At 58.7% G+C, this 26357-nt stretch carries 16 protein-coding genes and 2 pseudogenes; 10 read left to right on the plus strand and 8 right to left on the minus strand.

From position 1 onward, the window contains the following. Positions 1–729: 729 nt before the first annotated feature. The gene (locus tag P6U28_RS00390) at positions 730–2262 is read left to right on the plus strand and encodes a porin (RefSeq protein WP_407121329.1); all 1533 of its coding nucleotides are present in this window, start codon (positions 730–732) and stop codon (positions 2260–2262) included. A 607-nt stretch (positions 2263–2869) separates the two neighbouring features. Here P6U28_RS00390 and P6U28_RS00395 read toward each other — a convergent pair. The 4 genes from P6U28_RS00395 to P6U28_RS00410 all read right to left on the minus strand — a co-directional run bounded on the left by P6U28_RS00395 (position 2870) and on the right by P6U28_RS00410 (position 6802). Further along, entirely contained in the window at positions 2870–4030 is a 1161-nt protein-coding gene (locus P6U28_RS00395) for an IS3 family transposase (RefSeq protein WP_407121331.1), read from the minus strand. A 626-nt stretch (positions 4031–4656) separates the two neighbouring features. Continuing rightward, a complete protein-coding gene (locus P6U28_RS00400) occupies positions 4657–4932 on the minus strand; it encodes a cyclic nucleotide-binding domain-containing protein (RefSeq protein ID WP_407121333.1) in 276 nt (91 codons plus the stop codon). A gap of 206 nt (positions 4933–5138) precedes the next feature. After that, a complete protein-coding gene (locus tag P6U28_RS00405; RefSeq protein WP_407121335.1) occupies positions 5139–5552 on the minus strand; it encodes a RidA family protein in 414 nt (137 codons plus the stop codon). Positions 5553–5578: 26 nt separating this feature from the next. Further along, positions 5579–6802 carry an acyl-CoA dehydrogenase family protein gene (locus P6U28_RS00410; protein WP_407121337.1) on the minus strand — a complete coding sequence of 408 codons (1224 nt, stop codon included), beginning with the start codon at positions 6800–6802 and terminating at the stop codon, positions 5579–5581. A gap of 113 nt (positions 6803–6915) precedes the next feature. Between P6U28_RS00410 and P6U28_RS00415 the strand changes: the two genes are divergently transcribed. Next, positions 6916–7575 (plus strand): Crp/Fnr family transcriptional regulator, encoded by a 660-nt coding sequence (locus tag P6U28_RS00415; protein ID WP_407121339.1) that lies wholly within the window; start codon positions 6916–6918, stop codon positions 7573–7575. A 5-nt stretch (positions 7576–7580) separates the two neighbouring features. Here the strand turns inward: P6U28_RS00415 and P6U28_RS00420 are convergent, their stop codons facing one another. Continuing rightward, complete coding sequence (locus tag P6U28_RS00420) at positions 7581–8111, minus strand: flavin reductase family protein (protein ID WP_407121341.1); 531 nt, start codon at positions 8109–8111, stop codon at positions 7581–7583. Positions 8112–8776: 665 nt separating this feature from the next. Between P6U28_RS00420 and P6U28_RS00425 the strand changes: the two genes are divergently transcribed. The 7 genes and pseudogenes from P6U28_RS00425 (at position 8777) to P6U28_RS00455 (ending at position 20235) form a co-directional block, all read left to right on the plus strand. Continuing rightward, positions 8777–10465 carry an ABC transporter substrate-binding protein gene (locus P6U28_RS00425; protein WP_407121343.1) on the plus strand — a complete coding sequence of 563 codons (1689 nt, stop codon included), beginning with the start codon at positions 8777–8779 and terminating at the stop codon, positions 10463–10465. Positions 10466–10492: 27 nt separating this feature from the next. Then, positions 10493–11467, plus strand: a complete 975-nt coding sequence (locus tag P6U28_RS00430) for an ABC transporter permease (RefSeq protein ID WP_407121345.1) — start codon at positions 10493–10495, stop codon at positions 11465–11467. Further along, complete coding sequence (locus P6U28_RS00435; RefSeq protein WP_407121347.1) at positions 11464–12396, plus strand: ABC transporter permease; 933 nt, start codon at positions 11464–11466, stop codon at positions 12394–12396. The genes P6U28_RS00430 and P6U28_RS00435 overlap by 4 nt, the downstream gene beginning before the upstream one ends. After that, positions 12393–13403, plus strand: a complete 1011-nt coding sequence (locus tag P6U28_RS00440; RefSeq protein WP_407121349.1) for an ABC transporter ATP-binding protein — start codon at positions 12393–12395, stop codon at positions 13401–13403. Before P6U28_RS00435 ends, P6U28_RS00440 begins: the two co-directional genes overlap by 4 nt. Further along, a complete protein-coding gene (locus tag P6U28_RS00445) occupies positions 13396–14487 on the plus strand; it encodes an ABC transporter ATP-binding protein (RefSeq protein ID WP_407123177.1) in 1092 nt (363 codons plus the stop codon). The genes P6U28_RS00440 and P6U28_RS00445 overlap by 8 nt, the downstream gene beginning before the upstream one ends. A gap of 2593 nt (positions 14488–17080) precedes the next feature. Continuing rightward, positions 17081–18547 (plus strand): amidase, encoded by a 1467-nt coding sequence (locus P6U28_RS00450; protein ID WP_407121351.1) that lies wholly within the window; start codon positions 17081–17083, stop codon positions 18545–18547. 539 nt (positions 18548–19086) lie between these two features. Beyond that, positions 19087–20235 (plus strand): annotated as a pseudogene (locus P6U28_RS00455) (IS3 family transposase). Between the two features lie 448 nt (positions 20236–20683). On the opposite strand, the gene P6U28_RS00460 reads toward P6U28_RS00455, so the two are convergent. Further along, positions 20684–21976, minus strand: a complete 1293-nt coding sequence (locus tag P6U28_RS00460; RefSeq protein WP_407121353.1) for an IS701 family transposase — start codon at positions 21974–21976, stop codon at positions 20684–20686. A gap of 137 nt (positions 21977–22113) precedes the next feature. Here P6U28_RS00460 and P6U28_RS00465 point away from each other — a divergent pair. Beyond that, a protein-coding gene (locus P6U28_RS00465; protein ID WP_407120425.1) for an IS5 family transposase occupies positions 22114–22874 on the plus strand; the annotation gives its coding sequence in 2 pieces (ribosomal slippage) (positions 22114–22450 and positions 22450–22874; 762 coding nt in all). A 506-nt stretch (positions 22875–23380) separates the two neighbouring features. Here P6U28_RS00465 and P6U28_RS00470 read toward each other — a convergent pair. After that, positions 23381–23497: pseudogene (locus P6U28_RS00470) on the minus strand (hypothetical protein); the annotation flags it as partial. Between the two features lie 457 nt (positions 23498–23954). Then, positions 23955–25619, minus strand: a complete 1665-nt coding sequence (locus P6U28_RS00475; RefSeq protein ID WP_407121355.1) for an MFS transporter — start codon at positions 25617–25619, stop codon at positions 23955–23957. Between the last annotated feature and the right edge of the window lie 738 nt (positions 25620–26357).

Raw genomic sequence — 26357 nt, forward strand, 5'->3', positions numbered from 1 at the left:
CTTTGTGCCGGCTCGTTGGATGCGGAGCAGGGACAACTGTTCGATTTCAAGATCTGCCCGGCAGCGGGCGCGTTGGCGCCCGCGGGCCCAGCATGCCGTCGATCTCTAGGCCCGAGTGGATTTCCGAAAGCATTTGAGAAAGTCCAGCCTCTTCAACGTCATTCCGTTGATTAGAGCGCTCGCAGGCGGCCACTGAAAAGCGGATTCGCTCCACATCAAAGACCGGCTATCCGTCACCATCCGGGTACTCCTATCGTCGTGATTCGTCACGGCCTCCCATCTGCGCGTCTTGAGCGCCAACGACGCGGAACAAGCCACTCCGTGACGGCTCATTAGTCATGGCCGCAAACCCTTCGATCTGCTTGTCATAACGATTGACTTATATAATTATCATATGCTATTAATGCGCCTGAATCGTTCAGGTTCTTTTCTGGCGGTCACAGTTAAAATCTCCGAGGAGAGCCTCCGGGGTGGCCCCCTGGGGCTCTTTTTTTTGCATCTGTACCCAGCGAAGGCCGGACCGATGGCGGTTTGTGTTGCTCAATGGAGACACATCGCAGGCGAGAGAGATCTGCAGAAATTAATTAATTGCATTAATTGTCTATCCTAAATAGATGTCCGTTTGACAGCGAGGGGGCGCCTCGAAGTCGTTCCGCCGAGCTGTCCAGTCCAGGTGAGGCAGCCGCAGCGGATCCTTGAACGGCGATTTCTAGCTTTGGAGGTTCATCTATGAAACCAATGATGAAAAGTCTTATCCTCGGTTCTGCGGCAATGTTGGCGGGTACCGGGGCGCAGGCAGCCGATCTTCCGGTGAAGGCCAAAGCGGTCGAGTACGTGAAGATCTGCTCGCTCTATGGTGCCGGTTTCTACTACATTCCAGGCACCGACACCTGTATCAAGCTCGGTGGTTACTTGCGCGCTGAAGTCGCGCTGGGCACCAACAGTGACTATAATTGGACCAGCAGCGGCGTCGGTGGCGCGCACAACCGCCTGAGCAACTATTACACCGCGCGCTCGCGGGAAGATTTCAACATCGATACGCGTACCGCGACCGAGTACGGCGTAGTTCGTACTTTCTTCGATGGCGTGTTCTCGTGGACGACGGGTGGTTATGCTGGGAGCGGTACTGGCCTCACTGGCGGTGCGACGGCTTACGACGCGGCTCCGTCTGGCACGAACGGCAGCGGTTCGATCGCCGGCGGTTCGCTAGGCGTCTACTACGCCTTTATCCAGTTCGCTGGCTTCACAGTGGGTAAGGCCGTTTCACAGTTCAGCGCTCCTTGGACCAACTATCCGGCCAACAACTTCGATGGTCTCTGGGGCGGCGGGGGCACGGTCACTGGCGTGAACCAGTTCACCTACACCGCCGATTTTGGTCAGGGCGTTACGGCGGCGATTTCGGCCCAGGATCAGGTCCAGTACTATCAAGCCGGCCTTATCAACGTGTCGGGCATTACATCGTCGGGCATCGTCGGTGGCGCCTATGGCTTGAACGACATCGGTGGTTCACGGTCTCCTGACCTCGTAGGTATGGTTCGCGTCGACCAAGGTTGGGGTCTCTTCCAGGCATCGGTAGCGGCGCACGACAATCATGCCGGTTATTACGGAGCGGACGAGACCACTGGTCATCCCGGCGATAAATGGGGTTGGGCGGTTCAATTGGCCTTGTCCATCAAGAATATTCCGACTGGTGCGGGTGACACCATCAACATCCAAGGTGTCTATACGGATGGTGCGACCCGCTACAATGCTCAGGATTTGGCCCCCATCGCGTTCTCGATGTTTGGCGGCACCGGTTTGGCTGGCGCATATCAAAGCGTCGGCTTTGCCAGTGCACCTGACGCCGTCTTTGTCGCTGGCTCTGGACTGCAGACAATCAAGACATACGGCTTCAACGGTGGTTACACCCACAACTGGGATCCGAACTGGAATACGGGCATCTATGGCATGTGGGCTGCGGTCCGCTACACCGATGCGGCGAAGAGCTTCATTTGCGGTAGCACCGCGATGGGTGCTCTTCTCGTAACCGGTTCGACGTGTAACCCGGACTTCAATGTCATGTCGGCCGGTGTCATCACGCGCTGGACTCCAGTCAAAAACCTAACCTTCTCGGCGGATCTCAACTGGAGCCGCCTGGACCAGAAATATTTTGGTGCGGTCGCTTACGCGGGCAGCGCTGCCACTGCCAAGCCGGCAGCTGTCTACGAGCTGAAGGACCAGAACAGCCTCACGCTGCTGCTCCGTGCTCAGCGCAATTGGTGAGTTTTCTGTCCAACTAGCAAAAGGAGAACACGAAGCGGCTCTATTCAGTGAAATTTAACCTCCAAGGAGGCCTCCGGCATGCCCGCCGGGGGTCTCTGGTGTGGAGAAAATCTCAACGTCGCGCGAAACCTACGCACCTGCTTAGCGATTGGGCCTGACTGCTTTGAAAACCGCCCTCGGCCACCGAGTCTCAAAAGCTTGGTCTGATTAGCGCGAGTGGGATGTACGCTAGATCTCGTTCTGGTCAGGACCCCAGAAGCCAAGGCGCTCAATGATTTCTGAATGTTGCATGTGAGCAGGCCAGCGACCGCCAATGCTGCTCGGCTAATCCCGACCAAGAGTTCGCGCTCACATCACTTTGGCCCATATGTGAATGCCTCGTTCGGTTCAGGGCGATGGGATAGGGCACCACGTCCGACAATCCGGTTGCCGACCTTAATCCAGCCCTCATCGGCGTTACGGATGAGCCCGCAGCGCATGTCGGATCGCTCCGGCGAGGTGGACTTCCCGCATCAGATCTCGCATCTCGAAGGTCGCCGGATCTCCTCGAAAGCATAAATCGATGCGGTTCGTCAGAAGAGATGCCCTCTGACCTTGCCCCCAAGTTTTATCCGGTTCTGAGTTCGCCCCGGTCGTTGGATTTGCCCGGTTGGGCGGTGGGAGCGACGGGAGCTGGCGCGGAGCCTTCGGGATAGCGCAGCGTCAGATCCCGGCGCGGATGACAGGTGAAGGCGAACTCCGACGGGGTCTTCCATCCGAGCTGCGAGTGTGGTCGTGCGTCGTTGTAATCGGCCCGCCAGCATCCAAGCGTGACGCGGGCCTGGGCCAGCGACGTGAACAGCGTCTCGTTCAACAATTCATTCCGCAGCCGGCCGTTGAAGCTCTCGATGAAGGCGTTCTGCATGGGCTTGCCCGGCGCGATGTAGTGCCATGCGACGCGGCTCTGGTCGGCCCAGGTCATGATGGCATTGCTGGTGAACTCGCTACCGTTGTCGCTAACCACCATTCTGGGCTTGCTCCGCTCCATCACCAGTCGGTCCAGTTCCCGCGCGACCCGGGCGCCCGAGAGCGAGGTGTCGGCCACAAGCGCCAGGCACTCGCGGGTGCAATCATCGACCACGGTCAGGATGCGGAAGCGGCGGCCGTCGGTGAGCTGATCCGAGACAAAGTCGAGCGACCAGCGGTCGTTCGGCGCCATCGGCACTGTCATCGGCGCCCGGGTCCCGATTGCCCGCTTGCGACCACCACGGCGACGCACTGCAAGCTTCTCTTCCCGGTAGAGCCGGAAGAGCTTCTTGTGGTTGATCACATGGCCCTCCCGCTTGAGCTGAACATGCAGGCGCCGATAGCCGAAGCGGCGGCGCTCCTGGGCGATCGCCCTCATGCGTTGACGCAGGGCGGCATCATCCGCCCGGGTCGTCTGGTATCTGATGGTCATGCGGCAATAACCGATGGCTTTACACGCCCGCCGTTCGCTCATCCCGTGGGCATCCACGAGATGCGCGACAGCTTTCCGCTTCCCCGCGGGCGTCACCACTTCTTTCCCAAACAAGTCCTTCAGCGCTGCATTGTCCAGCATGGCATCAGCCAGCAACCGCTTCAGCCGCGTGTTCTCGTACTCATCCATCCCGCCAAACCTGGCTTTCCATTTGTAGATACTGGCGTCACTGACGCCGTGCTTCCGGCACAGATCGGCAACCGAAACGCCAGCCTCGTGCTCCTTCAAAATCCCGATGATCTGCTCTTCCGAAAAGCGGCTGCGCTTCATGCTCTGGTCCTTGTCTTGGGCAGAGCGAACTTCAACCTGGATTAAGCCTGAGGGGCAAGGTCACCTCGTCCAGCGTCACATGGCCCTGGCATAGTGAGCAGCGCGCCTCGGTAGCGATCCGAAGGGTGTGTCGCATCATTGCACATTGCGCGGCTCAGTCCTGGCTGATTTTAATGCTGTGGTAGCGCAAGGTGCATAACGCGGACGAAATGCTGAGGATAGTTGAGCAGGCCTGTAAATCAGCTTTGGCGGAACGACCATGCTTGGATCAGAATACCCTCGCTAGGATTTGACCGGGTTGGCTCGCCTCATCAGAGCGCGGCAGCTCGTGCAACACGAACTGCTGGAGTTGATGCCCGCCGGGAAACGACTTCCTGTCGCTTCGATCTTAGGTCGAACAGCTCGTATGCGGCAGCAACGATCGGCGCGGCGACAGACATCACGAACAAGCTGTGGGGAATGCTATACATGGAACCAACGTTTCTAATGGTGCCGGGTACGATCCCGCGCTGCATACCGTTCTACTCGTCCGACAAAATCTGGGAGAGGAGCATCCGTGATGCGGTTTTCAGGAGAGTTGCGTCAGCAACGAAGCGTGCTCAAGGAGGAATGATACAAGCTTGGCATCAGCCGAATAATTTGACGAGTTCCTTGCCTGGTATTGGGAGTACTTCGGTGACTTCGATGGCACTAGCGATCGAGAAGCGCGGTATACTGTCGAATGCGGCGCCCTCGCCACAGAGCGCGCCGGGGGCAACGATATCGATCAACAACTTCTGTCCGGCTTGTTCGATCATTGTAACGCTGAGGCGGGCTGATACCACATAGGCATGCGTTGGCCCTTCGCCATGACGATGAATGGATTGTCCTTCAATTTTTCCGACGGGAGGAAGTCGGAGCAATTTCGATCAGGAGCTCCAGCATCGATCGAGGTACGCGCGAGGTCTCACTGACCTCGGCGCGGACGGCTCTTGCGCGGGCGTTGGATGAGCGAGTCCTGGCTTGCGGCGCGAGCTCTCCGTAACTAGGAAAGTCTCACCTAATTTAGAAAAATGGTCGGGGCCGTCAGGCCCCGACCCGGTCTGGGAGGAAACGTTGACGTTTTTGCCTAGTCGCGCGCGACGGCAACCGCCTTGATCTCGATGATAAGACCGGGACGTGCGAGACCGACGATGTCGAGAATGGTCCAGGTCGGAAATGGGGCCGGGACATACTTCTCCTTGACCTTCATGAAGTCAGCCAGGTGCGAACTCAGGCCGACGTGATAGGAGACGAGCTCCACCAAGTCGCTCATCTGGCCCCCGGCCTCTTCGAGAACGAGCTTGAGTCGTTCGAACGCATTGACGAACTGCTGCTCGGGCTTGTCCGGCATCGATCCATCGGGATTGAGGCCGATCTGCCCAGCGATGAAGATCAGGCCGCCGGCCTTCACGACCGAGGAATACTGAAACTTGTCGAAAATCGAGCCTCCGCCCGCTGCGGCGAACATGGGATTGTTGGAGCTGTAGGTGGTCTTTGTCATCGGGGATCCTTTCGTCATGGACGTCATCAGAGACGCGTTCCTGGTGAGAGTTCGAGTCCGAGCAGCAATCGTCCATAGGCTTCAGCGATTGGCTCGGGCTGCAGCAGGAAATGCGAACTCATAGCGTGGATATCGCGAAATAGGCGCTCGATCCGAGTTCCTTCGGGCAGCATGGACCCGCCAAGTGCCGCAAAGAGGCGCTGCGCGGACGTTAAAGCCTGGCGAGATGCGATCGTGACTTTCGTGCGGCTCAGGCCTCTTTCCTCCAGCGAAAGGATCCCGCTCCGGAGAATCTGCTCTTCGATCGCCGCGGTCTCGGAGATCAGGAAGTCACGCAAAAAGCTCATCGTGGCGGCGCTCGTTCCCGCGTCGACCTGAGCGATCTTGTCGTTGATCTGTGCCTGCTGGTTGCCCGAATTAATGCGAGCGCGAATGATCTTGATACTTTCCTCGCTGCAAGCGGTTGCCACGCCGAGCGTCGGCGCCAGGACCGACATTGCGTTAGCCGTATTCAACGGAAAGTCGTATACCGGCTCGATATTCGGACATGTCGCGTGTTTCTTGCCCGCCTGCAGTTCGGCCCAGTTCATGAACCGATGGGACGGAACGAACGTCTTACCGAGCGTGATGTTCTTGCTGCCGGTGCCGCGCATGCCCATCACGCGCCAGCTTTGGTGATCAATCGAGAACTCGGATTGCGGGACGAGCACCACATGCGGAGTGGGCGCATCGCTTTGGCCGGGAATGTTGATGAGAAGGCCCAACCAATCCGAAACGTCGACTCCAGAGGCGTATCTCCATCGCCCGCTCAGGATGATGCCGCCATCCACCGGCTCGATCTTGATGTCCTGCCCTACACCGCCCGTCAGCATCGGAACGATTGGCGATACGCCCGGCGCAAAGATTTCCTTCTGGGCTTCGGCCGAGAACTTGCCAAGCATGATGATATTCGCGCTCGTCAGTCCGGCGAGCCAGGCGCTGGACGAGCAGCCGTTGGCAACGTGGAAGGTCGCTTCCCACGCGAAGCGGGGGGAGACACCAAATCCGCCAAAACGCGAGGGGCGCATCAGGTCGAAAAGCTTGGTGTCAAACAGACGTTCCGCGACATCTTCGGGAATGCGCCGTGCCTCCTCAATCCGGCCCGCCTGCTCGCTAAGCCACGGCACGAGGGCCGCCGTCTTTTCGACGGCCATTTCCGCCCCACGCACGTTCGAATCCACCTCGTCGGCGGTCCGTTGAGCTAAACCCATTGCTATTGCCTCCTCTCGCGCTATCATCGTACCTTAGCGTACCGCGCACCGTTCGCTGAGCGCTGTATCGCCGGATACGACCAGGTCATTCCTTCGAAAAATGAGCGGCGAGAATGACAAAAAAAGCCACTGCCACTTGGCGGATGACGGACGCCCTCGCAGCCAAACTGGTATCCTTCGAGGGCAAAGTGCGGGCTCGCAGATTTGCCGAAGGAGAACAGCTCTATCGGCAAGACGAGATCAATACTTGCTTCTATTTCATCAAGTCAGGATTGGTGCAGGTATCCATATTCAGGCGAGACGGCACCGAAGTGGTTCTCGAGAACATGGGCCCGAATGCGCTATGTGGAGAAGGCTCAGCTTTCGATGGCTTGCCTCGCTTTTCCACGGCGGTAGCCGTGGAGCCTTCGGAAGCTCTTGAGTTCGACACCACCCGCATCGAATTCTTGTTGCGAGCCGATCCTGAATTGGCCCTGGCGATGTTGCGGCTCACCAGCCTCAAGCAACGTATCCTCGCTTTGCGCCTTGAGCAACTGGTGTCAAATGATCCCGAAGATCGGATCTTGGAATTGCTCCGCCGGCTGAGCCAGATGTTTGCGATCCATCACGAACGCGGGCGCAAGATCATCACACACCTGACCCATGAACAGATTGCCTCGATGACAGGCACGTCTCGCGTCACTGTCACTCGAGCGATGGGTAGGCTCCGGGAGAAGGGAATGCTGTTCATCGAAGACGGATTTACGATATTGGCCCACGATGAGAACAGCTAGGGATACTACCCTGTCCACCAGAGATCCTCAGTTCGCGGAACGTTAGCGACGTCGCCATCCTCGTACGGCAAGCGAGCATACTTTCCACCGTGATAAAGAAGAGGCGTCGCCGCGGTCTCGGGCCCGAACATTTCATCGATTTGCCCGATAAGGATTAGGTGATCGCCTCCGGGGTATTCCTCGACGAATCGGCAACGGAATACTGCGTTTGCGCCGTCGATCCAGGGCACGCCGTGGCTTTCACGCCAGCACCAGGTGGGCGTCGCAAGAGGTCGGCCAGCATGATGCATAGAAACGTCTTGCTGGTGACCTGCTAATATATTCGCGGAAAAGGAGCCGATCGTCGCTATGCGCTTCGCCGTGGCGCTGGATGCAGATGCACAAAACAAGAGTAGCGGTGGATCCAAGCTTACCGGCGTCAGCGAATTGACCGTCATGCCAGCAGGGCCGTTTTCGCCACCAACCGCGATCAGAGTGACGCCGGTCGTCAGGCGTCGGAATAATCTGCGAAAATCTTCAGCCTTGATGCCATTCATGTGGGCCGCTCTTCTGGTTTGAGTTGAAAGAGCAACGACTACCCGTTGAAGAGCGGCGCGGCTGTATCTGGCAGCACATACCTCGTAGATCTATCGATCGCGGATGTATCCGCAGATACATCCCCGGGGAGCTGCCAGCGTCATTTGGGACCGTCAGCAGCAACCTCGAGGGATTTCATAACCAAAGCCGTCACACCCGGCCGCATTGCAACAAGCTTATGCGGATTCATTTCCGCTAGCGCGACGGGAGCAGCCTCGGCGCTGGGAGCTCCTGAGACATGAGACTTGGCGTGGACGTTTGTTGCCGGGAGTGGCTGCAGACATGATCAGGTGCTGCCTACCATAGTGGACGGTCCCGTCGTGCACAATCTCATGTCCTCGACCCTCCCCTGGAGAGACTAGTGCATTTAAAAGTCCTTCGAGCGAGCTCCGGCACACGCGGAATTCAACGTCAGCCGATATCCGGCTCGCAACTGTCGAAAATTCACATAGACCAGTCGGCGTCGTGCAGGAGACGGAATTCGGCGCCGCACTGGCCATGATGCCGTTTATTTGCGCACAAGAACTTATAAACGCAGGAAACAGCCGTAATGAAATGCGTAGGCTTCAGGCGGTTAACTCGGGTTGATTGCGGGTGCAGAAACTTCAAAAGGGGAGGGGCTTAGATGAAATCAATATCAAGCAGCGCAATTCGTCGGTCATATAGCCGCCGTTCAATGATGAAGGCGATGGTGTTGGGAGTGGCGGCGCCTTGGGTTGTGAAGTCCAGCGCCTTTGCCTCATCGTGCGGCGATCAAATCGTGCGCATCGGTGCAGTTCGCGCACCAAATACCATGAACCCCTTTGCGACTTGGTCTTCATTTCGGCCGACAACCTTCACATATGATTTTCTCGTCGGTGTCGATGCTCAACGCTTCGGCGATCGGAGGGGGTTTGCGAAGGAGTGGTCTGTTGCGGATGACGAGCTTACGTGGACATTCAAGATTTGGCCTGGTTTGAAATGGTCGGATGGCAAGCCAGCTACGGCAAGAGATGCTGCCTTTACTTACATATATCTGCGTCAATCTATGGGTACTCCCAACGAATTGAAGGTCGGTTGGAACAACACGGCGGGCTTGGAAAATGTTGAGTCGATTACGGCAATCGACGACGAGACGTTACAGATCGTGACCAAGAGTCCCACTCGCTGGCCGATAGACAACACTATCTTGATCGTCCCGGAGCACATTTGGAAGGACATAAGCTACGCCGACGCGCGCAGTACCTTTCGCAACAGTCCGCCCTTGGTGGGGACTGGACCCATGATCGTCGCGGAGTTTCAACCGAGTCAATTTACCCGCCTGGTCCCGAATGAGCACTTCCGCGGAGGAAAGCCGGCGATAGCAGGTGTAATCGAAAATTACTTTAACACGAATGATGCTGTCGCCCAAGGTCTGAAGAGCGGAAGCCTTGACTTTGGGAACGGCATAACCGCAGCTCAATATGACGTGCTCGCAAAGAATTCTGACATTGAGGTGGGGCGAGTGCCCACCGAGCAGCTAAATTTCCTCGCTTTTAACACTGCGTCCGGGGAGGGGGCGGGTAGCACTAAAGCCCTGCAGGATCCTGCGTTTCGCGATGCGATCGGCTACGCGATCGACCAGAAGGTGATAGTTGATCGGGCTTTCCGCGGGCATGCAGATCCTGGTGTTGGTCTCGTCATGCCGGCGGCGGCCGCCTACTACTCGGATCTTAGCGATATCACGCGTCGCTTCGACCTAAAAGAAGCGGCCCGCCGGCTCGACACGGCGGGGTATCAAGCAACGGACGGAGACGGTGTCCGCAAGGACAAGGAGGGGAAGAGATTTCAGCTCGAACTGATTACCGGTACCGTTTCCGGCACTCTTGAGATGCCGGTCGCAGTGGTGCAGCTCATTGCGGGCTGGTTGGGGAAATTGGGTATCCCCGTATCGGTGACCCAGCTGGAATCTGGAGCGCTCCAATCTCGGAAGGCGTCCGTAACGCGCGGCGGTGGAAAATGGGATCTATTGGTCGCCGGTAGCTGGCTGTCTCCCAGCCCGCGCGATCTGCTCGTCTTAGGTAAGAGCGACGCCGTCCTGAACAACGCGTCTTACTGGAAAAACAAAGAGTTCGATCGGCTAGCATCTCAAGTGGATGTTACGGTCGACAACAAACAAGGCAGGGAGCTGGTCGATCAGGCTGTCCGTCTCATTTACAAAGAAGCACCCTACATCGTGCTATGTTATCCGGTGTCGTTGTACGCCCATCGGAAGGACTGCTTCCAGGGTTGGGGGCCGGAGAAGGAGTTTTCGTTGTGGAGCTATTTCCCCTTTGACCGCCTTAAACCGGTTTAAGGCGGCTTTGATGAAAGGCCTGACCAGATGACCAGGCGTATCGGGCACATTCTGCTGAGAGCGATTCTCACGCTTCTCAGTGTGGCAATTCTGAATTTCCTCCTGTTCAGAGTCATTCCGGGCGATCCGGCTGTGATGTTATTAGCAGACGCGCGTAGTGCCGTAGGTGCCGATCAGATCGAGGCTCAGCGATTGAGCTGGGGGCTGGACCGGCCGCTGATTCCGGATCAGTTGGTGGCCTATGTGTCTACAACTGTTAAGGGCGACTTGGGCTACAGCTTTAAGTTCAACGGCAGGCGCGTCGCCGACCTGCTCATGGAGCGGCTGCCTGCTACCGTTGCCCTAGTGGGTATGGCTCAACTCATTGCGATTACGGGTGGGGTGATGCTTGGCATCTATGCGGGCTGGCGGAGAGGCGGAGTGGTCGACAATATCGTCACGGGGAGTTCCATGGCGCTCTATTCGACCCCGTCGTTCTGGCTCGGGATGATTCTGGTGGTGGTTTTTAGCACGACATTGGGCTGGCTTCCCGGGTTCGGCGCATACTCGCCCGGCACGGCCGTGAATTCCGTTGGTTGGGTGTTTGACTACCTGCAGCATCTCGCACTACCCGCCTCGGCGATAGCGCTTGGCCTGATCGGACACTACGTCGTTGTCGCGCGCGCCGCCATAAGCGACGTTGTCACAGAGGACTACATGGTGACAGCGCGCGCTAAGGGGCTTACCGGAGTCCAGATGCTAATGCGTCACGCCTTTCGCAATGCGATGCTACCGGTCGTTACCTTGGTTACCCTCAATCTCGGCTACGTGGTGGCGGGTGGAATTACCGTTGAGGCAGTGTTCGCTTGGCCCGGGATAGGCAGCCTGACGGCCGAGGCGCTCAACGCACGCGACTACCCAGTTCTTCAAGGAATATTTCTGTTGCTCGGTGGATCGATCGTTGTCGCAAACCTCATTTCCGATTTGGCTTACGGCCTTCTTGATCCGCGAGTCCGGCAATGAGCGAAAGTACCATTCAGCTGCCCTCGCGTATCCGGACCCGAGCAATTCAGGGCTTTCTCCGCCACTTGCTTGGCTATCGCGGCGCCCAGCTTGGCCTATTTTGTCTGGCTCTGTTTCTTGTGATGGCTGCCTTGCCAGATCCCCTTGTGGGGCCGCTTGAGACGGCAGCTACAGCAAGCGGGGACTTCCTGAGCCCACCCCAAACACAGCATCTGCTGGGCACAGATGAAGTTGGGCGGGACGTATTTAATATGGTTGTCCATGGAGCGCGTATTTCGCTCACGATTGCGCTGCTCGCGACCGTGATAAGCCTTCTCGTCGGCAGCGCGGTCGGCATGATCTCGGGATATTTTGGCGGTTGGGTGGACGTTTGTCTAATGCGCTTGACGGACTTCTTTTTCGTCGTGCCGTCCTTTGTGCTGGCGCTGGTTATCACGCCCGTTGTTCTTGAGGTGATTGGACGCGGCGGTGAAATCCTAGGGTTCCATCCTTCTATACTCATTGTCATTGTTGTGATCGGGATGACGAGTTGGGCCTTTATTGCTCGCATAATTCGCAGCCAGACACTTTCGCTTAGAGAACGAACATTCGTCGATCGCGCGCGGGTTGCAGGCAGCAGCGATCTGGGCATCATGATGCGGCACATCCTGCCCAATCTCGTGCCCCAAATCGCGGCTAATGGCGCCTTGGTCGTTGCCAACGCAATCTACGTTGAGACCTCACTTTCATTTCTCGGCCTAGGTGATCCGTTGCAGGCTTCATGGGGCACTTTGCTTTCGCTTGCTCAACGCGCTGGAGCCGCCAGCGCTGGAGCCTGGTGGTACCTCGCTGCGCCCGGCCTGTGCGTACTGCTGGTTGCGCTTAGCTTCGTCCTCGTTGGCAATGCACTCGATGATACGTTCAACCCTCGGCGGAGGGCGATCCCATGAAAAAGTCTACCATGGACACGAGCTCGCTTTTGGAAGTCGATGGGCTCTCAGTTGAATATCAGCTCAATGGCATGGCATTACGAGCTATCGAAGATGTAAGCTTCTCAGTTCAAGCGGGAGAAGCCGTTGCCCTCGTAGGTGAATCGGGCAGTGGGAAGACGACGACTGCTATGGCGATCGCAGGCCTGCTGTCACTTAATGCGCGCGTCAGCCACGGTATGGTGCGCTACCAGGGAGAGCGCCTGCCCATCGACGATGACGCGGCTATGCGGCCACATCGCTGGAGCGAAATCTCCGTTGTCTTCCAGGGAGCGATGAATGCACTCAATCCGGTTCACCGTATCATTAAGCAGATCGCTGAGCCGTGCATATTGAAGCAAGGTTTGTCGTTCTCCGAAGCGACCGCGAGGGCGCGGGAACTTCTAGAACTTGCTGGCATTCCGCCCGATCGCGGCGAAGCCTACCCTCATGAGTTGTCGGGTGGTATGCGGCAAAGAGTAATGATCGCCATGGCACTCGCCTGTCGCCCGTCTATTGTCATCGGCGACGAGCCGACAACGGCCCTTGATGTCATCACACAGGCCCAAATCCTAAAGCTGTTGGGGGACTTGCGATCGCGGCTCGATCTTGGCCTCATTCTCATCACGCACGATCTCTCTGTAGTGGCCGAGTCGTGTGATCGCGTAATGATCATGTACGCCGGTCGCCTCGTGGAGGATGGCCCTGTCGCCGACGTCTTTGCACAGCCAAAGCATCCCTATACCCAGCTTCTGATCGAATCGATCCCGAACCCAGCGGGGGGCAAACGGATGATCCAACCCATTCCCGGCGATCCTCCCAATTTGATGAACCGTCCTTCTGGCTGTGCCTTTCATCCTCGTTGCCGGTTGGCCATGGCGGTCTGTGCGGCCGAACTTCCCAGCCTCGACTCCATCGGGAGTGGGCGCGTGGCCTGTCATCTTCACCGCTCCCTGACGCAAGAGGAAAAAGTTGCAGTTCATGCCTGATCTTGCAGACATTCTGCGTCTCGAGAATCTGGAGGTCCATTTTCCGATCCGCGGCGGATTTCTCGATCGTATCTTGGGCCAACCTGCCCGAGCTATACGCGCTGTTGACGGTATCGACCTTGCGATCGCGCGCGGAGAAATCGTCGCGTTGGTCGGAGAGTCAGGCAGCGGCAAGACAACGGTGGGCCGCGTCATCGCAAAACTTTCGCGACCAACTGGAGGGAGATTACTATTCGGAGGTAGTGACATAACGTCGCTGAGAAGATGCTCGACGTTGCGCCCTTACCGGCGTCGCGTGCAAATGATTTTTCAAGATGCCTACCAGGCGCTTAACCCGCGACACACCGTCTTCGACGCAGTGGCGGAGCCGCTGCGGTCGATGCGGCTGGTCAATAATGGCAGGGAACTCACTGGTCGGGTTAGCGAGGCCCTCGCGGCGGCGGGGCTCAATCCTCCTGGTGATTTCTTCTCCCGGTTTCCCCACGAGCTTTCGGGTGGGCAGCGCCAGAGGGTCGTAATCGCCGGCGCACTCGCCGTTCAGCCGGAATTCATCGTTGCCGACGAACCCGTATCCATGTTGGACGTCTCAATACGCGCCCAGATTATCCAGACGTTGGTGGAGTTGCGGGCCAAGCACAATATGGCATTCCTGTTTATTACCCATGATCTGCCATTGGCGTCGCTAATCGCAGATCGGATTGCAGTGTTGTACCTTGGAAAACTCGTCGAAATAGGTGACGCGGACGAAGTCACAATGAACCCTCGGCACCCGTATACTGTTGCGCTGAGCAACGCCACCCCAAAGGTCGGGCGCGGCACACACAACGTTGATCGGCCCGCGCTACAGGGCGAGGTTCCGAGCGCCGCGCGGGTTCCAATGGGGTGTCGATTCCACCCACGATGCCCGATGGCCATCGATCGCTGTCGTCAAGAGAGACCGCCGGCCGTCCTAGTTGGTCCGCGTCACATTGCTGCCTGTTGGCGAGCTGATGAGATTCAGACGACGTTTCCAGAGCCGTTCGAAAAGTCAAACGGCCGTCAGGCTGTTGAGAAGTCCGTTGGCCGTCGCAATCCCGGCAGATGACCGTTAGAACGGCTGCCCATGTCGAGCGGTGCGACGTTCTCTTGGCGACGCGACGCCCACCGGGTGGATAACGATGTGGGAGAGCTTAGCTAGTGAACGCTGCGGGACTCTTGGTGTTTCGTCGGTCGAGCTTAAAAGCGTTGCGGAGGCAGGCTCGCAGCAATACCGAGATGACTCGTCGGTCGCGCGCCCTCGTGGTGAGCGCTCTCACCGGGTAACCAGTTCTTTGCTCATGAGCGAAACGTCATCTTCATCGTCGAGAAGCAGGCGCGCCCCATCAAATATTTCGCGACCATCCAAGCGACCGCTCGCCAAGCACATAGCGAACACGCGGTGAGGGCAATCGCCGATCACGCGCGAAGGCTCATGCTAGCGTTTGACGGTCGTTGGTGATGACGTCGAGCGCTCTTCGTGCCGAAGAGTTTGAGTTCGAGCATGGTTTGAGGATTTCGCCTCGATAACGATATGGCGCTTCCTCAGGCTGCCGTGGCGAGTACAATAGGCAGTTGCTTCAGGGACGAGGTTGAGCGGAGCCGCTGCTGCGATCGGGCCGGCCGACGTCGGAGGAATGAGTGCCTGCAGAGAGCCTTCGACGCAGTCAGCTTCGGCGGCACTAGAGCGTAAGCCGATCGGGTTGCAAGTACCCTGGGTAACGCAGTCCACTGCGCTGATACTGGATACGAGCGGCTTTGGTCCACGGCATGGTGGACTCCCTCGAAGTTCTGCAAATCGGAAGGAATCACAAGCCTGCCAAAGCCGCTCACCTTTTTCGGACAGACTCTTTGAATGGGAACGACCCGATCTCGGCGTCTCTGCTTTGAAGCAGCACCTGCGGGCGTCCTCGATCCAACTGAAGGTCGCTCGCGTTGACGCCGGTCGCTCCGGCTGCCGCGCGGCAATCAGGGTGACAGTGCGTCCCACCCAGATTGTCGCGCTATACTCCGGCCGCGGGGCGTCCTCTGATCAGTGGCTGCGATGATGACCTCCACGTCGGTGTTGGTGAGATGATGCGTCACCTGGATGGGGCTCGCTTGGTGGGGGTCGTCAGAACAACTTCGGCGATGCCGAACGAGGCGGGATCGGCGGCAGCGACGTGATGGAAGAAGGATCAGATCTCGGCTAGTCCGGCGTTGCGCGTGGCGGCGGAGTTGTTCCGCTTCTCCTCAAGCTAGTCAAGAAAGGCGAGAACAAGGTCCCGATCGAGATCCTCAAGGGCCAGCGGCGCTCGCTTCTTCCCCAAATCGGGGCGGCAAAGAGGCATGCGACTCCGGCAGCGACGCCAGCAGCGCTTCTTAATGCCGCGCCTTGGCTGGCCGACGTAGGTGGCGAGTAAGGGCAGTTGCGCTTGGACGCCTGCGCGCTGTTGGTGCCACAGCCTGAGCCTGGTCATAGCGAACCGGTGCCGGAGATCGTGCGGTCGCAGAGGCTTGCCCTTGTTAAGACCCGCGATCTTGCGGGCCTTAGCGGAGTTGCTTTGCGGGCCAGGCGCCGACAGACGGCAGCCTCGCGAGCTCAGAAAGAGGGCCTCGCCTTTGGGCCCAGGGAACACGAGTGTCGGCTCATAGGCGTGTCGAAAGGGCTCCCTGGGTTGTTGGGTGAACAGGAACGAAGCGGTCATTACAGAGCTTTGTTTAACCGACGAGGACGACCGCGTTGGTCAGATCGACCTCGCCGCGATCAAGGCTGACCACGTCGGCCGATCGCAATCCTGTGCTGGCCAACAATCCCATTAACGTCCCCACCGTGCGGCACCTGAGACGTTTCCTGGCGAAATGAAGCTGCATGCGTCAATAAGCAGCTCAGCCTCACTTAGGATGCGCGCCGGCGGAAACACCTCGAACGGCGAGAAAGCTTTTCGCTCCAAGACCTCGGTCTTGGGGGTGTAGACGGCCAGCTACTCGTAGAGTCGGCGAAGCATGCCTAGACGGACCCCGAGGCTGTCGGTGGGGCCACCGAATGGCCGGGGGAGTCCAGCGCAATCGTCCGGGTCGCAGGCGCACCGGCGTGAACAGCCGGCCATCGAGCTCGCCGTCGTCCACCCCTTCCGATAGCGGCCAGATAATGCCCAACACCGCAGCTCGCTCCAGACGCTCGCCAGCCATAGATCGGCTGATGATCACGATGATGGCGAGTCTGCCGCTCGCTTAAGCCAGGGCGTGTTGCACTCTCAAAACTTCTCGAACCTTCCGCATCGGCGCTCTCTGGGCAGGCACCAGACCTCTCCGAGAGCGTCCGGCCGCTCTCAACACGGGTACCGCCTTCAAGGGAAGTGAGTGGTCGGCTTCCGTCGAATCGGTGCCCGGATTTCTCTCAGCCCCTGCCCAAACAGCAGGCGTGTGCTTGCAGATTGTTCGTCGGTTGCCGTCGACCATCAGCGCGCCAACCGCCTAGTAGAACTGCCAAATATCGGGGCCGTCGCGGAGGACGAGAGGTCGTCGCACAGCAACTTAGTTGGACATTTGTCACATGAAAGCTCCTCGTGTCCGGGATCAGCTGCAGAATTTCAGCTGCCAAGGTCCGAATTCTAAGGAAATTCGACCTGAAAGCCGAGGTATTTTTTGTAGGATAGGACCAGGTGCGAGGGCGAGATTGGATGTCAATCGCTAAAGATGCCGGTGATAGAATTGCATCTTTGGATGCAGTGGGACAGGCCGAAGCGGTTCACCGCGGCGATATTTCACCGTTGGATCTCGTTGAAGCGGCCATTGCGCGTATCGAGAAATGCGAAGGTTTGATCGGTGCCCTCGTCCATCAACGCTTCGATTCCGCCTGCGCCGAAGCGGCACGCATGCCGGGCGATCGGCCTTTCGCTGGCGTCCCCATATTGCTCAAAGATAGCCTCCGTGCCACTCAACTCGGCATTCCGCACTTCGCCGGCAACCGCGTTCTTAAAGAGAGCCCGCTTGTCGCAACCGAGGATACCTTCTTGGGTAGGTGCCTGCGTGAGGCCGGCTTTATTACTCTCGGTGTCAGCAAGACACCGGAGCTTGCCTGGTTTACAACTACTCAGCCGGTTGCTTTCGGGCCGACTCGTAACCCGTGGGCACTCGATCGCTCAGTCGGCGGTTCCTCCGGCGGGGCTGCCGCAGCCGTAGCTGCCGGCATGGTGCCGGTTGCACATGGCACAGAGACCGGAGGTTCGATCAGAATTCCCGCGTCCTTCTGCGGTGTGGTCGGCATGAAGCCGACCCGCGGACTCGTGCCCTGTGCCGAGCCGAATTTGAACCACTCAATGCATCAGTTTGTGCTGTGTCGGACGATTCGGGACGCCGCTGCACTCTTGGATCTCGTTGGTGGTGGAGATCCGCGGGCGCTGTATTGGTCGCCGTCAACTCGTCGCTATGCCCGTGCGGCCGCGGAAGCCACGGACTTTCCGCGGCTGCGGGTGGGTGTGGCGCGCAGGATGGGTCGAGTGGAGGCGCACATCGACTGTCAACGCGCCTTAGATGCAACCATTCCATTGCTTGAAGAGCTAGGTTGCAAAGTCATCGACGGCGTTGTTCCTTCCCTCGATCAGGAAGACGATGCGACATCGGCGCTGTTGCTCAGAGCTTCGGGTATGCGGGCATTCCAGGGATTAGAGAAGATTGTCGGTCGGCCACTAAGTCCAGATGATGTGGAGCCCTTCATCTGGTCCGTGGGACATCCGAAAGGCCCAGTGGTCACGGCGCTGGAATATCTCGGTGCGATCGAGCGCAGGAGAGCCTGGGCGGTGGAGGTGATGAACTGCTGGAATGACTTCGATTTGTTGCTGTCGCCGACCGTTTGCGAGCCGCCCCTCACCTTGCAGTCCCACGCCGAGGAAACGCCGGACGAGACATTGGTCACAGTGACCAGGCAAATGGCATTCGCGGGTCCGTTTAACCAGACGGGCCAACCGGCAATCTCATTGCCGCTCTATTGGAGAAATGATGGCCTACCAATAGGTGTGCAACTTGTCGCAGACATGGGCAAGGACGACCTTCTTCTCGCGGTCGCCTCCCGCCTCGAAACGCTCAAGCCATGGAAGGTTAAATGGCCAATGGTTTGCATGGACGAGGCGCATAAGATAGTGAAGTAGAGGGACGAGATCGCCAATTCGACGATGACGGTCATCTCGCAAGAGCGACCTGATACAAGGAGGAAAATAGCGTGCCGCACCTGGTGATCGAATATTCCCAGGTGGCGCTCGCTCGTGATGGGGTACGGGCTTGATGGACGAGCTTTTTGATGGCGTTGGGCGGGGATCATGAAGGCAGAGGACGTCAAAGTGCGGGCGTGCCCCTACAGTGACTTCTTAGTTGCGGGGAAGCTCGAAAGCTTTGTGCATCTGTCGCTCTACCGCTTGCCGGGCGATCGTCCCAACAAAAGGTAGAGCTGAGTACGAGCCTTCGGGGGAGATGACGGAGCGACGCCCGGACGTGATCAGGTTGAGCGTTGATGTCCGCGGATATCGATCCAATCGCCTACAAGAAGCGACTGAAATCACGGGTGCCCGCAAAGACGCGGAAACGTCTCAAAGGAGCAGCGGTTGCTCGGCCCGGGAGGTTTGAAATGGGCCCCGATTTTGGGACCACGTGCTTAAGGAAGGGGCTGCTCCGTTTGATGACGGAGCGCATGATGACAACGAAGACGAGACGCAAGATCGACGCGGCACTGAAGGCGAAGATCGCGCTGGAAGCCGTGCGGGAGCAGGCGACAGTGGCCGATTTGGCCCAGCGCTATGAGGTTCACCCGAACCAGATCTATGCCTGGAAGAAGCAGCTGCTGGACCAAGCGGCCCGGGCTTTTGACGCGGGTGTCGAGCGCGAGAGCGAGGAGGCTCGCGAACGCGAGATCGAGAAGCTGCACGCCAAGATTGGACAACTGACAGTCGAGCGCGATTTTTTAGCGCGGAGGTCCGGAAGACGAGCACGCCGGACCGTCGAGGAATGCTCGATCGCGCCGACCAGGCGCTGTCGATCCGCCGGCAATGCATGTTGCTTGGCATCGCCCGTTCTGCGGTCTACCGGCCGCCACGGCCGGCCAACGACAACGACCTTGCCCTGATGCGGCGCCTCGACGAGCTGTTCACCGCCTGGCCGTTCCTGGGCTCGCGGCGAATGACCGCGATGCTGAAGGCTGAGGGGCTTCAGGTCAATCGCAAGCGCGTGCAGCGGTTGGGCGGCGTTGGGACCAAGGCCGAACACGACGAGGCCGGCGCCGGGCCACAAGGTCTATCCCTATCTGTTGCGCAACATGACGATCGACCGGCCGAACCAGGTATGGGCGGCCGACATCACGTATCTGCCCATCGGCCGCGGCTTTCTCTATCTCGTCGCCATCATCGACTGGGCGAGCCGTGCGGTTATGGCGTGGCGGTTGTCGAATACGATGGACGTCTCGTTCTGCGTGGCGGCTCTGGAAGAGGCGCTGGCGAAGTACGGCACGCCGGAGATTTTCAACACCGACCAGGGCAGCCAGTTCACCAGCGTGGCCTTCACCGGCGCGCTGGCGGCCGCAAAGATCAAGATCTCCATGGATGGCCGCGGTCGTTGGATGGACAACGTCTTCATCGAGCGGCTGTGGCGGTCGCTCAAGCATGACGACATCTATCTCAAGGGCTATGCCGACGGCCGCGAGGCCAAGGCAGGGGTCGCGAGCTGGATCGCCTTCTACAACGATCGTCGCCTTCATCAGTCCCTCGGCTATCGCACGCCGATGGCGGTCTGGCGCGAACGGATGCAGCCGCGAAGGCTGTGGACATGGTGGACAACGCTGACGCGTTGACCACATGCCCACAGCAACAGCAGCAGACAGAATCTCTGGCTGCGTGATAGAAAGAGATCAGGAGCGGTCAGTTTCCAACTAACAAACCGGTTCAAAGCGGTCCCCTCCGCGGGTCCATTTCAGTTTCCTTGATCTCGCAGCCGTGATGCGATCGACAGGAGCTCCTATATTCGCCAGTGCGATGATTGCGCCATCGTAGGGCGAATTGGCACCGATATCGACGGAAAGCCCTCTTCGGTTTGCTGAATCGGAAAGGCTGTACCCTCTGGTCCGGTCGGCTATGATTGTCGCAACCACCGAAGATCTCTCGACCAGAGCCCTGTTTGGGCCGCCAATCATCGACCGTTCTAGCTAGCACTACTTTGGCAGATTGTGTTTTCGCCGCTGTTTTTCACGGATTTGCCTTCGGCAATATGGGCAATGCTGAGACGGCGGCCGAAGGATGAGATCAACGATGGCGTGACGTACGGCTGGCATGGTTGGCTGAGGCGGAGGCCCGTAGATTCTTTTTTTTCCGCCCCGCGTATGCGAGGCGACGATGTTGCAGGAAGGCGTAGGCAATCATTGTCATCAGGGCGTGGCGATGAAGACCTTGCCATGATCGCCCTTCGAAGTGATCAAGTCCAAGTTCCTCCTTCAACTGCTGATGCGCCTGCTCACAAATCCACCGTGCCTTGATGGTGGCGGCCAGCGTGCGCAGATCCGTCGCCGCCGGAAGATTGGCCAGATAGTATTTCTTCTCCCCGGACGCACGTTGCTCGCCAATGAGCCAGGCTTCGTCGCCTGGGAGATGCTGCTGACCTTTATCCCATATCCGCTGCGGAGGGCCGTCGGCGGTCCGGACACGGACCGCAGCAAATTGGGCTTTAAGCCGACCTTTCGTCCCGCTACGCCAACTCACGGTTTTCCATTTGGCGCCGGCCAGCATTTGCTCGGCCGCAATTGATAAGATATCGGGCACGTGGTGCTTTCGTGGTTTCCCGCGGGCTTTGGTAATCGGCCAAATGAGCTTCACATCGACCGGATACACTTTCAGGTGCCGCGGGATTCCGACAGCCCAGACCAGCCCGCGCTCTGTTAGCCCTTGTCGAAACGGTGCGCTGAGGCCGTATCCTGCATCCGCCAGCACATATCCAAAGCGCACGTTGGCTGCTATCGCGCGGTCAATCTCGGCCAAAGCAATCTCCGGCTTGGACCGTGGCGTTCGATGTTCGACTGGCACGCGAGCGCGCTTCAAACGAGATTCGTCGCTTATCCAACTGTCAGGCAGAAAGAGACGTAACGCGACCATCACGGGTACTTCGCCGCTCGCAAGCGTCAAAGACACCAGTGTTTGGCAATTTGCCGTTTTACCGAGAGCCGAGGCGTATTGAGCCGCAACACCGACCGAGCGCTCACCCTTCTTGGGAAGTGAGGTGTCATCAATAACCAGCACCGCATCCCTGCCGCCGACAAGTCGGTCCGCCTGGTTGAGCAACTCTGTCTCCAGCGGCGTCGCGTCCCAGACACCGTCCGCAATGAAATGGTGCAACTGGTCGTAGGTGCTGGTGGCAAGGCGTTCCGCCATCGGCTGAACGCTCTTACGATCGCCGGGACCGATCAATCCCGCAACATACAGAGGACACATCCGCTGCCGGGTTTTATGACCCAGTCGGTCCAAGAACGGCATCAGCCAGCGTTCGAGTTCGTCTTCCCATCCCGGCATGGTCAGCCCTCCAAGAGCCGACCACCCATGAATCATTGAAAAATTGATTCGGGAATCCTATAAAACGCGCCAAAATCAACAATCTGCCAAAGTAGTGCTAGGGTCTGTACTCAATAGGGATTCCCGCTGAGGCGGAGTTGTGATTCAAGACCTCCGAGTCGAAGGGGGGCTTGATGGGGCAAAAGCTATATTGGCTGAGTGAGGCGGAGTGGAAGCGGATTGAACCGCTGTTGCCACGTGGGCGGCGCGGCGCCCATCGCGTGGATGACCGACGCGTGATCAGCGGGATCCTCCACATGCTGCGATCGGGCGCACGCTGGCGAGACTGCCCGGCAGATTACGGCCCCTACACGACCATCTATAACCGCTTCAATCGCTGGAGCCGCCAAGGCGTGTGGGGCAATATTTTCTACGCCTTGACTGGCTCAACCGGCCGGGTCGGGACAATGTCCATCGACGCGACCCACATCAAAGCCCACCGCTCGGCGGCGGGCGCAAAAGGGGGGACTTCCAGCAGGCGGTCGGCCGCTCGCGAGGCGGACGCACCACCAAAATCCACGCGCTGACCGAGGATTATGGACGTCCGATCGCCTTCGTGATCACGCCTGGCAACTGCCATGACCTCACGGCGGCGCGCGATCTGCTGCCTGCCGTCTCACCTGCTCGACGATTGCTTGCTGACAGAGCCTATGACGCAAATAGCCTGCGTGAGTGGTTGGCCGAGCGCGGAACAAAGGCAGTAATTCCGCCCAACCCAACTCGCAAGCATCCGCACCGGTACGACGTGAAGGCCTACAAAGGACGCAATCTCATCGAGCGCATGTTTTGCCGCCTCAAGGACTTCAGGCGGATTGCGACCCGCTACGACAAGCGAGCCGACAACTTCCTCTCGGCCATCCTCTTGGTCGCCGCCGTTACTTGGTGGATCAATTGAGTCCGGACCCTAGTCAGAACGCGTCCAACTTACGCGCAGACACTCGTCTCCCATTAGAAATCCAAGGTTCTCAGGATCGGCGCACCGTTGCCCATGGAGGTTGGCGGATAAGAACTTCGACGATAGGGAGCCCAGCGATGGGCTGGTGCAGACGCGCGGCTGTCTCATGCGAAGCTGCCGGCTGTGACAGGAACAACGCGCATTTCAGTGACGCGCGCCCCCTAAGCGTCCACGCGAGAATGACGTCAAAACGGTAGAGCCGGCCGCCTTTTCGCATTCTGGTGAGGCTGCAGAATCAATCGCAAAGCTTTTCGGCGCGTTTTCGGCGCCTCGCCGGTGACCGATGTTGTCGAGCATGGCCTGGCTCGCAGGTAGTAACCCCGTATACCGGCGTCTAATCCTTCTATGTGCAAGCAGTATTGGACCAAGGTCAAAACGGGGAAATCATGCGCAATTTGGTGGTTGTCGATACCTCGTCCGCCCCCCATCGCCCTGTCTGAAGCCGGCTAATATGAACAATAGCGCTTGTGTCCGTTAATCGTCGGTGTCGAGAAGACCGCAGGTGCTCTGGCGTGCTCCAGAAGCCCCGCCATAGAATGCTTGCCGAGTTTCGACAGACCCGCGGCTCGCCCCTCATGAACACATTGAAGTTGTCATCGGGAGACGAGCGATTGGTGAAGGTGCCACCCCAATGGCATGACGTTCAGTATCGGCGGCCGGCAAATGAAGGTCGCGTGATAGCTGTGGCGGTCCGGTTTACCTTACTGCAGGAGAAACAACACCATGGCCTCGCCGGCTCAATGCCGACCGCGGGTTGAAAGGCAAACTCGCACTGGCTTGGTCCCTTATTCCACTCCGATCGACCGAAGCGTCAGTCCATCCGGCGAAGTCTCGTCCTTTATCGTGGCCGAAGTCTCGCCTTGAACGCCGCCGGCCATGCGCGAGTCACTTTGGCTCTGGAGAAGGTCAAGATCTGGATTGTGCCTCATGTTATGGCTGGTGCCTTGCGATGCAAGTGTAGCATTTCTTCTTGAAACATCTCGCCACCTTTGTTACCGGCTACTTCGGTTCACCGCGATCCTAATCGCTGGGTAAGTCCGGGTTCGCAGTGCGGTTGGTCGCGTCTCCTTTCCATTGTGGCGATCCGAACGGACGCTCCAGCATGCGTCGGACGCGTACGGGCTCAGGACCAATGTGGAAGCCCATTGCCTGCCGATCCAGTGCGCGCTCCGATTGGGTCGCGCGATTGCGCTGGCGTAAATAATCGAGCCACGTAGGGCAGTGATAACGCTCGGTCCACAGTTCAGGATCCGCAATGTCCCGAGCAATCGACCAGCCATAGGCGCCGTTGCGTTGACGGAAAAGCTGGACGTCCCGCATCAAATTGAAGAACGCGCGTTCATTCTGCTGCGCGACTCGATACTCGATCTCGACTACAAGCGGCCCACTGCGTTCGGTTAGTGCCAGCCGCACCTTGGGATCCTCGAGCATCTCAGGCTCTTCGCCGCGTGCGCTGATGCGCGGCATGGGCAGCCAAAGCCCGAGGAGCGGAGAGGCGAGCAGAAAGGCGGCCGCCCACAGGAGCGCCACGTCGACCCCAGCTACATCGGTCACATGGCCCCAAGCCCAGCTACCAGCGGCAATCCCGCCCGAGCTAGCCGCCTGATAGGCCGCGAGCGACCGCGCCACCACCCACCGGGGCGCCGACAGCTGCACCCCGATGCTAAACAGCACCCACGCCATCATCCACACCGCCCCCGCCAAGACCAGCGCGATTCCCGTCAGGACCGGCCCGCGGCTCAGCGCCACTGCGGCAACCGCCCCGCCCATGGACACAGCGCAGGCACTGATTGCGGCCTCCCCGCTCATGCGCTTGCGGATCTCTGTGATGTTAACAGCGCCGATCACCGCGCCCAGACCAAAGGCGCTGAAAATGATGCCAAAGGTTTCCGCGCCTCCCCGCAGCAGATCGCGGGCCACTAGCGGCATCAGGGCAATGATCGCGCCGCCGAACACGCCCATAACCATGGAGCGGGTCAACACGATCTTCATCGATGGCGAATGCATGATATAGCGCACGCCTGATACGATAGCGCGGTGGAGGTTTTCGGGTGGCAAGCGCGAGGGTTCAGTAGGGCGTTTCCATAGAAACAGAGCAAGCATTAGTGGCAGATATAGCAACGCGTTGAGCGCGAACGCAGCCACTGCGCCAGCAGCCCCAACGACGATCCCGCCGATCGCTGGGCCTACGCTACGTGCGATATTGTAGTTGATGCCGTTCAATGCTACCGCCGCTGGCAACGCTTCGGAAGGCATCTGCTCGCTTACTGACGATTGCCAGGCAGGGTCCATTAGCGCGGCGCCGCTGCCGACAACAAAACAGAGCGCCAGCAACAGGTTTGGCGTGAACAGGTCGAGCCAGGCGAGCGTTGTCAATGCAGTCGCGCCTGCGAGTGAAATAGAGAGCGAGAACAGCGCCACGATGCGCCGGTCATGGATATCGGCGATCGCGCCGGCGGGCATTGAGATCAGCATGACTGGCAGCATCAGCGCTGTCTGTACCAGTGCGACCATATCGGCCGACGAAGTCATCTCTGTCATCGCCCAAGCGGCGCCCACGGCCCGGACCAGGGCGCCGAGGCTGGAGAGCAGGCTCGCCAGCCAGATACGGCGGAAGGCTGCATAGCGGAATGGGGCGGTGATACCGTCAGCGCTGAACGTCCGGGAGCTGGGTTTATTCGTCATATCGGCTCTCGTCTTGCCTCTCAGGATTTTTTCTGGACCAAATGGAGCATGGTTCAATAAATTTGGCCCCTCCCAACTGTTCAGCCGCTTTGCCGACCGCGTCTGCTTTGCATAGAGTGGGTCCGAGACGTTCACGCGGAGGCTGGGCTGCTGGCACATCACTGGCAATCGGAAGTTCCTATCTCGTGCGCGAGATACCTCGTCTCGGACTGGGAGGCCGATGGCAGCGACCCGTCGCGCCGCCTCGTCAATCTGATGGACATAGCAGCACCACTGCTTGGATGGGGCGCATGACCTCGGTTGTCAGAGCAGAATTCCCCGGTAAGGTACGCGCAATTGATGTCGCGCAGTAGCGAGCGACATCTGATCGATCTTGGCTTTCGAGGCGAGGTCGCCATCGCGGAGCGGCAGATGAACCTATTGAATTGAAACGGCATTGCTCGGTGAGGGTGATCAACTCGTCGACTTGCTCGGGCATCATCCGCCGCCATCTAGAATTCGCATCGTCTTCTTGGCGCTCTGCCGCCCTTCAATGATGATACGTGGCAAATTGTTCATGACTAAGACGGTATTCCCCACCGGACTTGGTAGTGCGACTCGGACGTAGTTGATGATGTACGATCAAATCGGCCTCGCGGCTCATTGGTGCGGCGATCCCGGCGCGAGAGCGTCGCGATAGGCGTGTGAGGCATACTGGGCGGCCGCTATCGCTGTGATGCACGACCCGGTGGCGGTGGA

The organism is Bradyrhizobium sp. STM 3561 (genome assembly GCF_045571455.1).
GTDB lineage: Bacteria > Pseudomonadota > Alphaproteobacteria > Rhizobiales > Xanthobacteraceae > Bradyrhizobium > Bradyrhizobium vignae.

Coding starts and splice junctions, on each gene's coding strand:
- P6U28_RS00390 (WP_407121329.1), top strand. CDS start 730: ATGAAACCAATGATGAAAAGTCTTATCCTCGGTTCTGCGGCAATGTTG.
- P6U28_RS00395 (WP_407121331.1), bottom strand. CDS start 4,030: ATGAAGCGCAGCCGCTTTTCGGAAGAGCAGATCATCGGGATTTTGAAG.
- P6U28_RS00405 (WP_407121335.1), bottom strand. CDS start 5,552: ATGACAAAGACCACCTACAGCTCCAACAATCCCATGTTCGCCGCAGCG.
- P6U28_RS00410 (WP_407121337.1), bottom strand. CDS start 6,802: ATGGGTTTAGCTCAACGGACCGCCGACGAGGTGGATTCGAACGTGCGT.
- P6U28_RS00415 (WP_407121339.1), top strand. CDS start 6,916: ATGACAAAAAAAGCCACTGCCACTTGGCGGATGACGGACGCCCTCGCA.
- P6U28_RS00420 (WP_407121341.1), bottom strand. CDS start 8,111: ATGAATGGCATCAAGGCTGAAGATTTTCGCAGATTATTCCGACGCCTG.
- P6U28_RS00425 (WP_407121343.1), top strand. CDS start 8,777: ATGAAATCAATATCAAGCAGCGCAATTCGTCGGTCATATAGCCGCCGT.
- P6U28_RS00430 (WP_407121345.1), top strand. CDS start 10,493: ATGACCAGGCGTATCGGGCACATTCTGCTGAGAGCGATTCTCACGCTT.
- P6U28_RS00435 (WP_407121347.1), top strand. CDS start 11,464: ATGAGCGAAAGTACCATTCAGCTGCCCTCGCGTATCCGGACCCGAGCA.
- P6U28_RS00440 (WP_407121349.1), top strand. CDS start 12,393: ATGAAAAAGTCTACCATGGACACGAGCTCGCTTTTGGAAGTCGATGGG.
- P6U28_RS00445 (WP_407123177.1), top strand. CDS start 13,396: ATGCCTGATCTTGCAGACATTCTGCGTCTCGAGAATCTGGAGGTCCAT.
- P6U28_RS00450 (WP_407121351.1), top strand. CDS start 17,081: ATGTCAATCGCTAAAGATGCCGGTGATAGAATTGCATCTTTGGATGCA.
- P6U28_RS00460 (WP_407121353.1), bottom strand. CDS start 21,976: ATGATTCATGGGTGGTCGGCTCTTGGAGGGCTGACCATGCCGGGATGG.
- P6U28_RS00475 (WP_407121355.1), bottom strand. CDS start 25,619: ATGACGAATAAACCCAGCTCCCGGACGTTCAGCGCTGACGGTATCACC.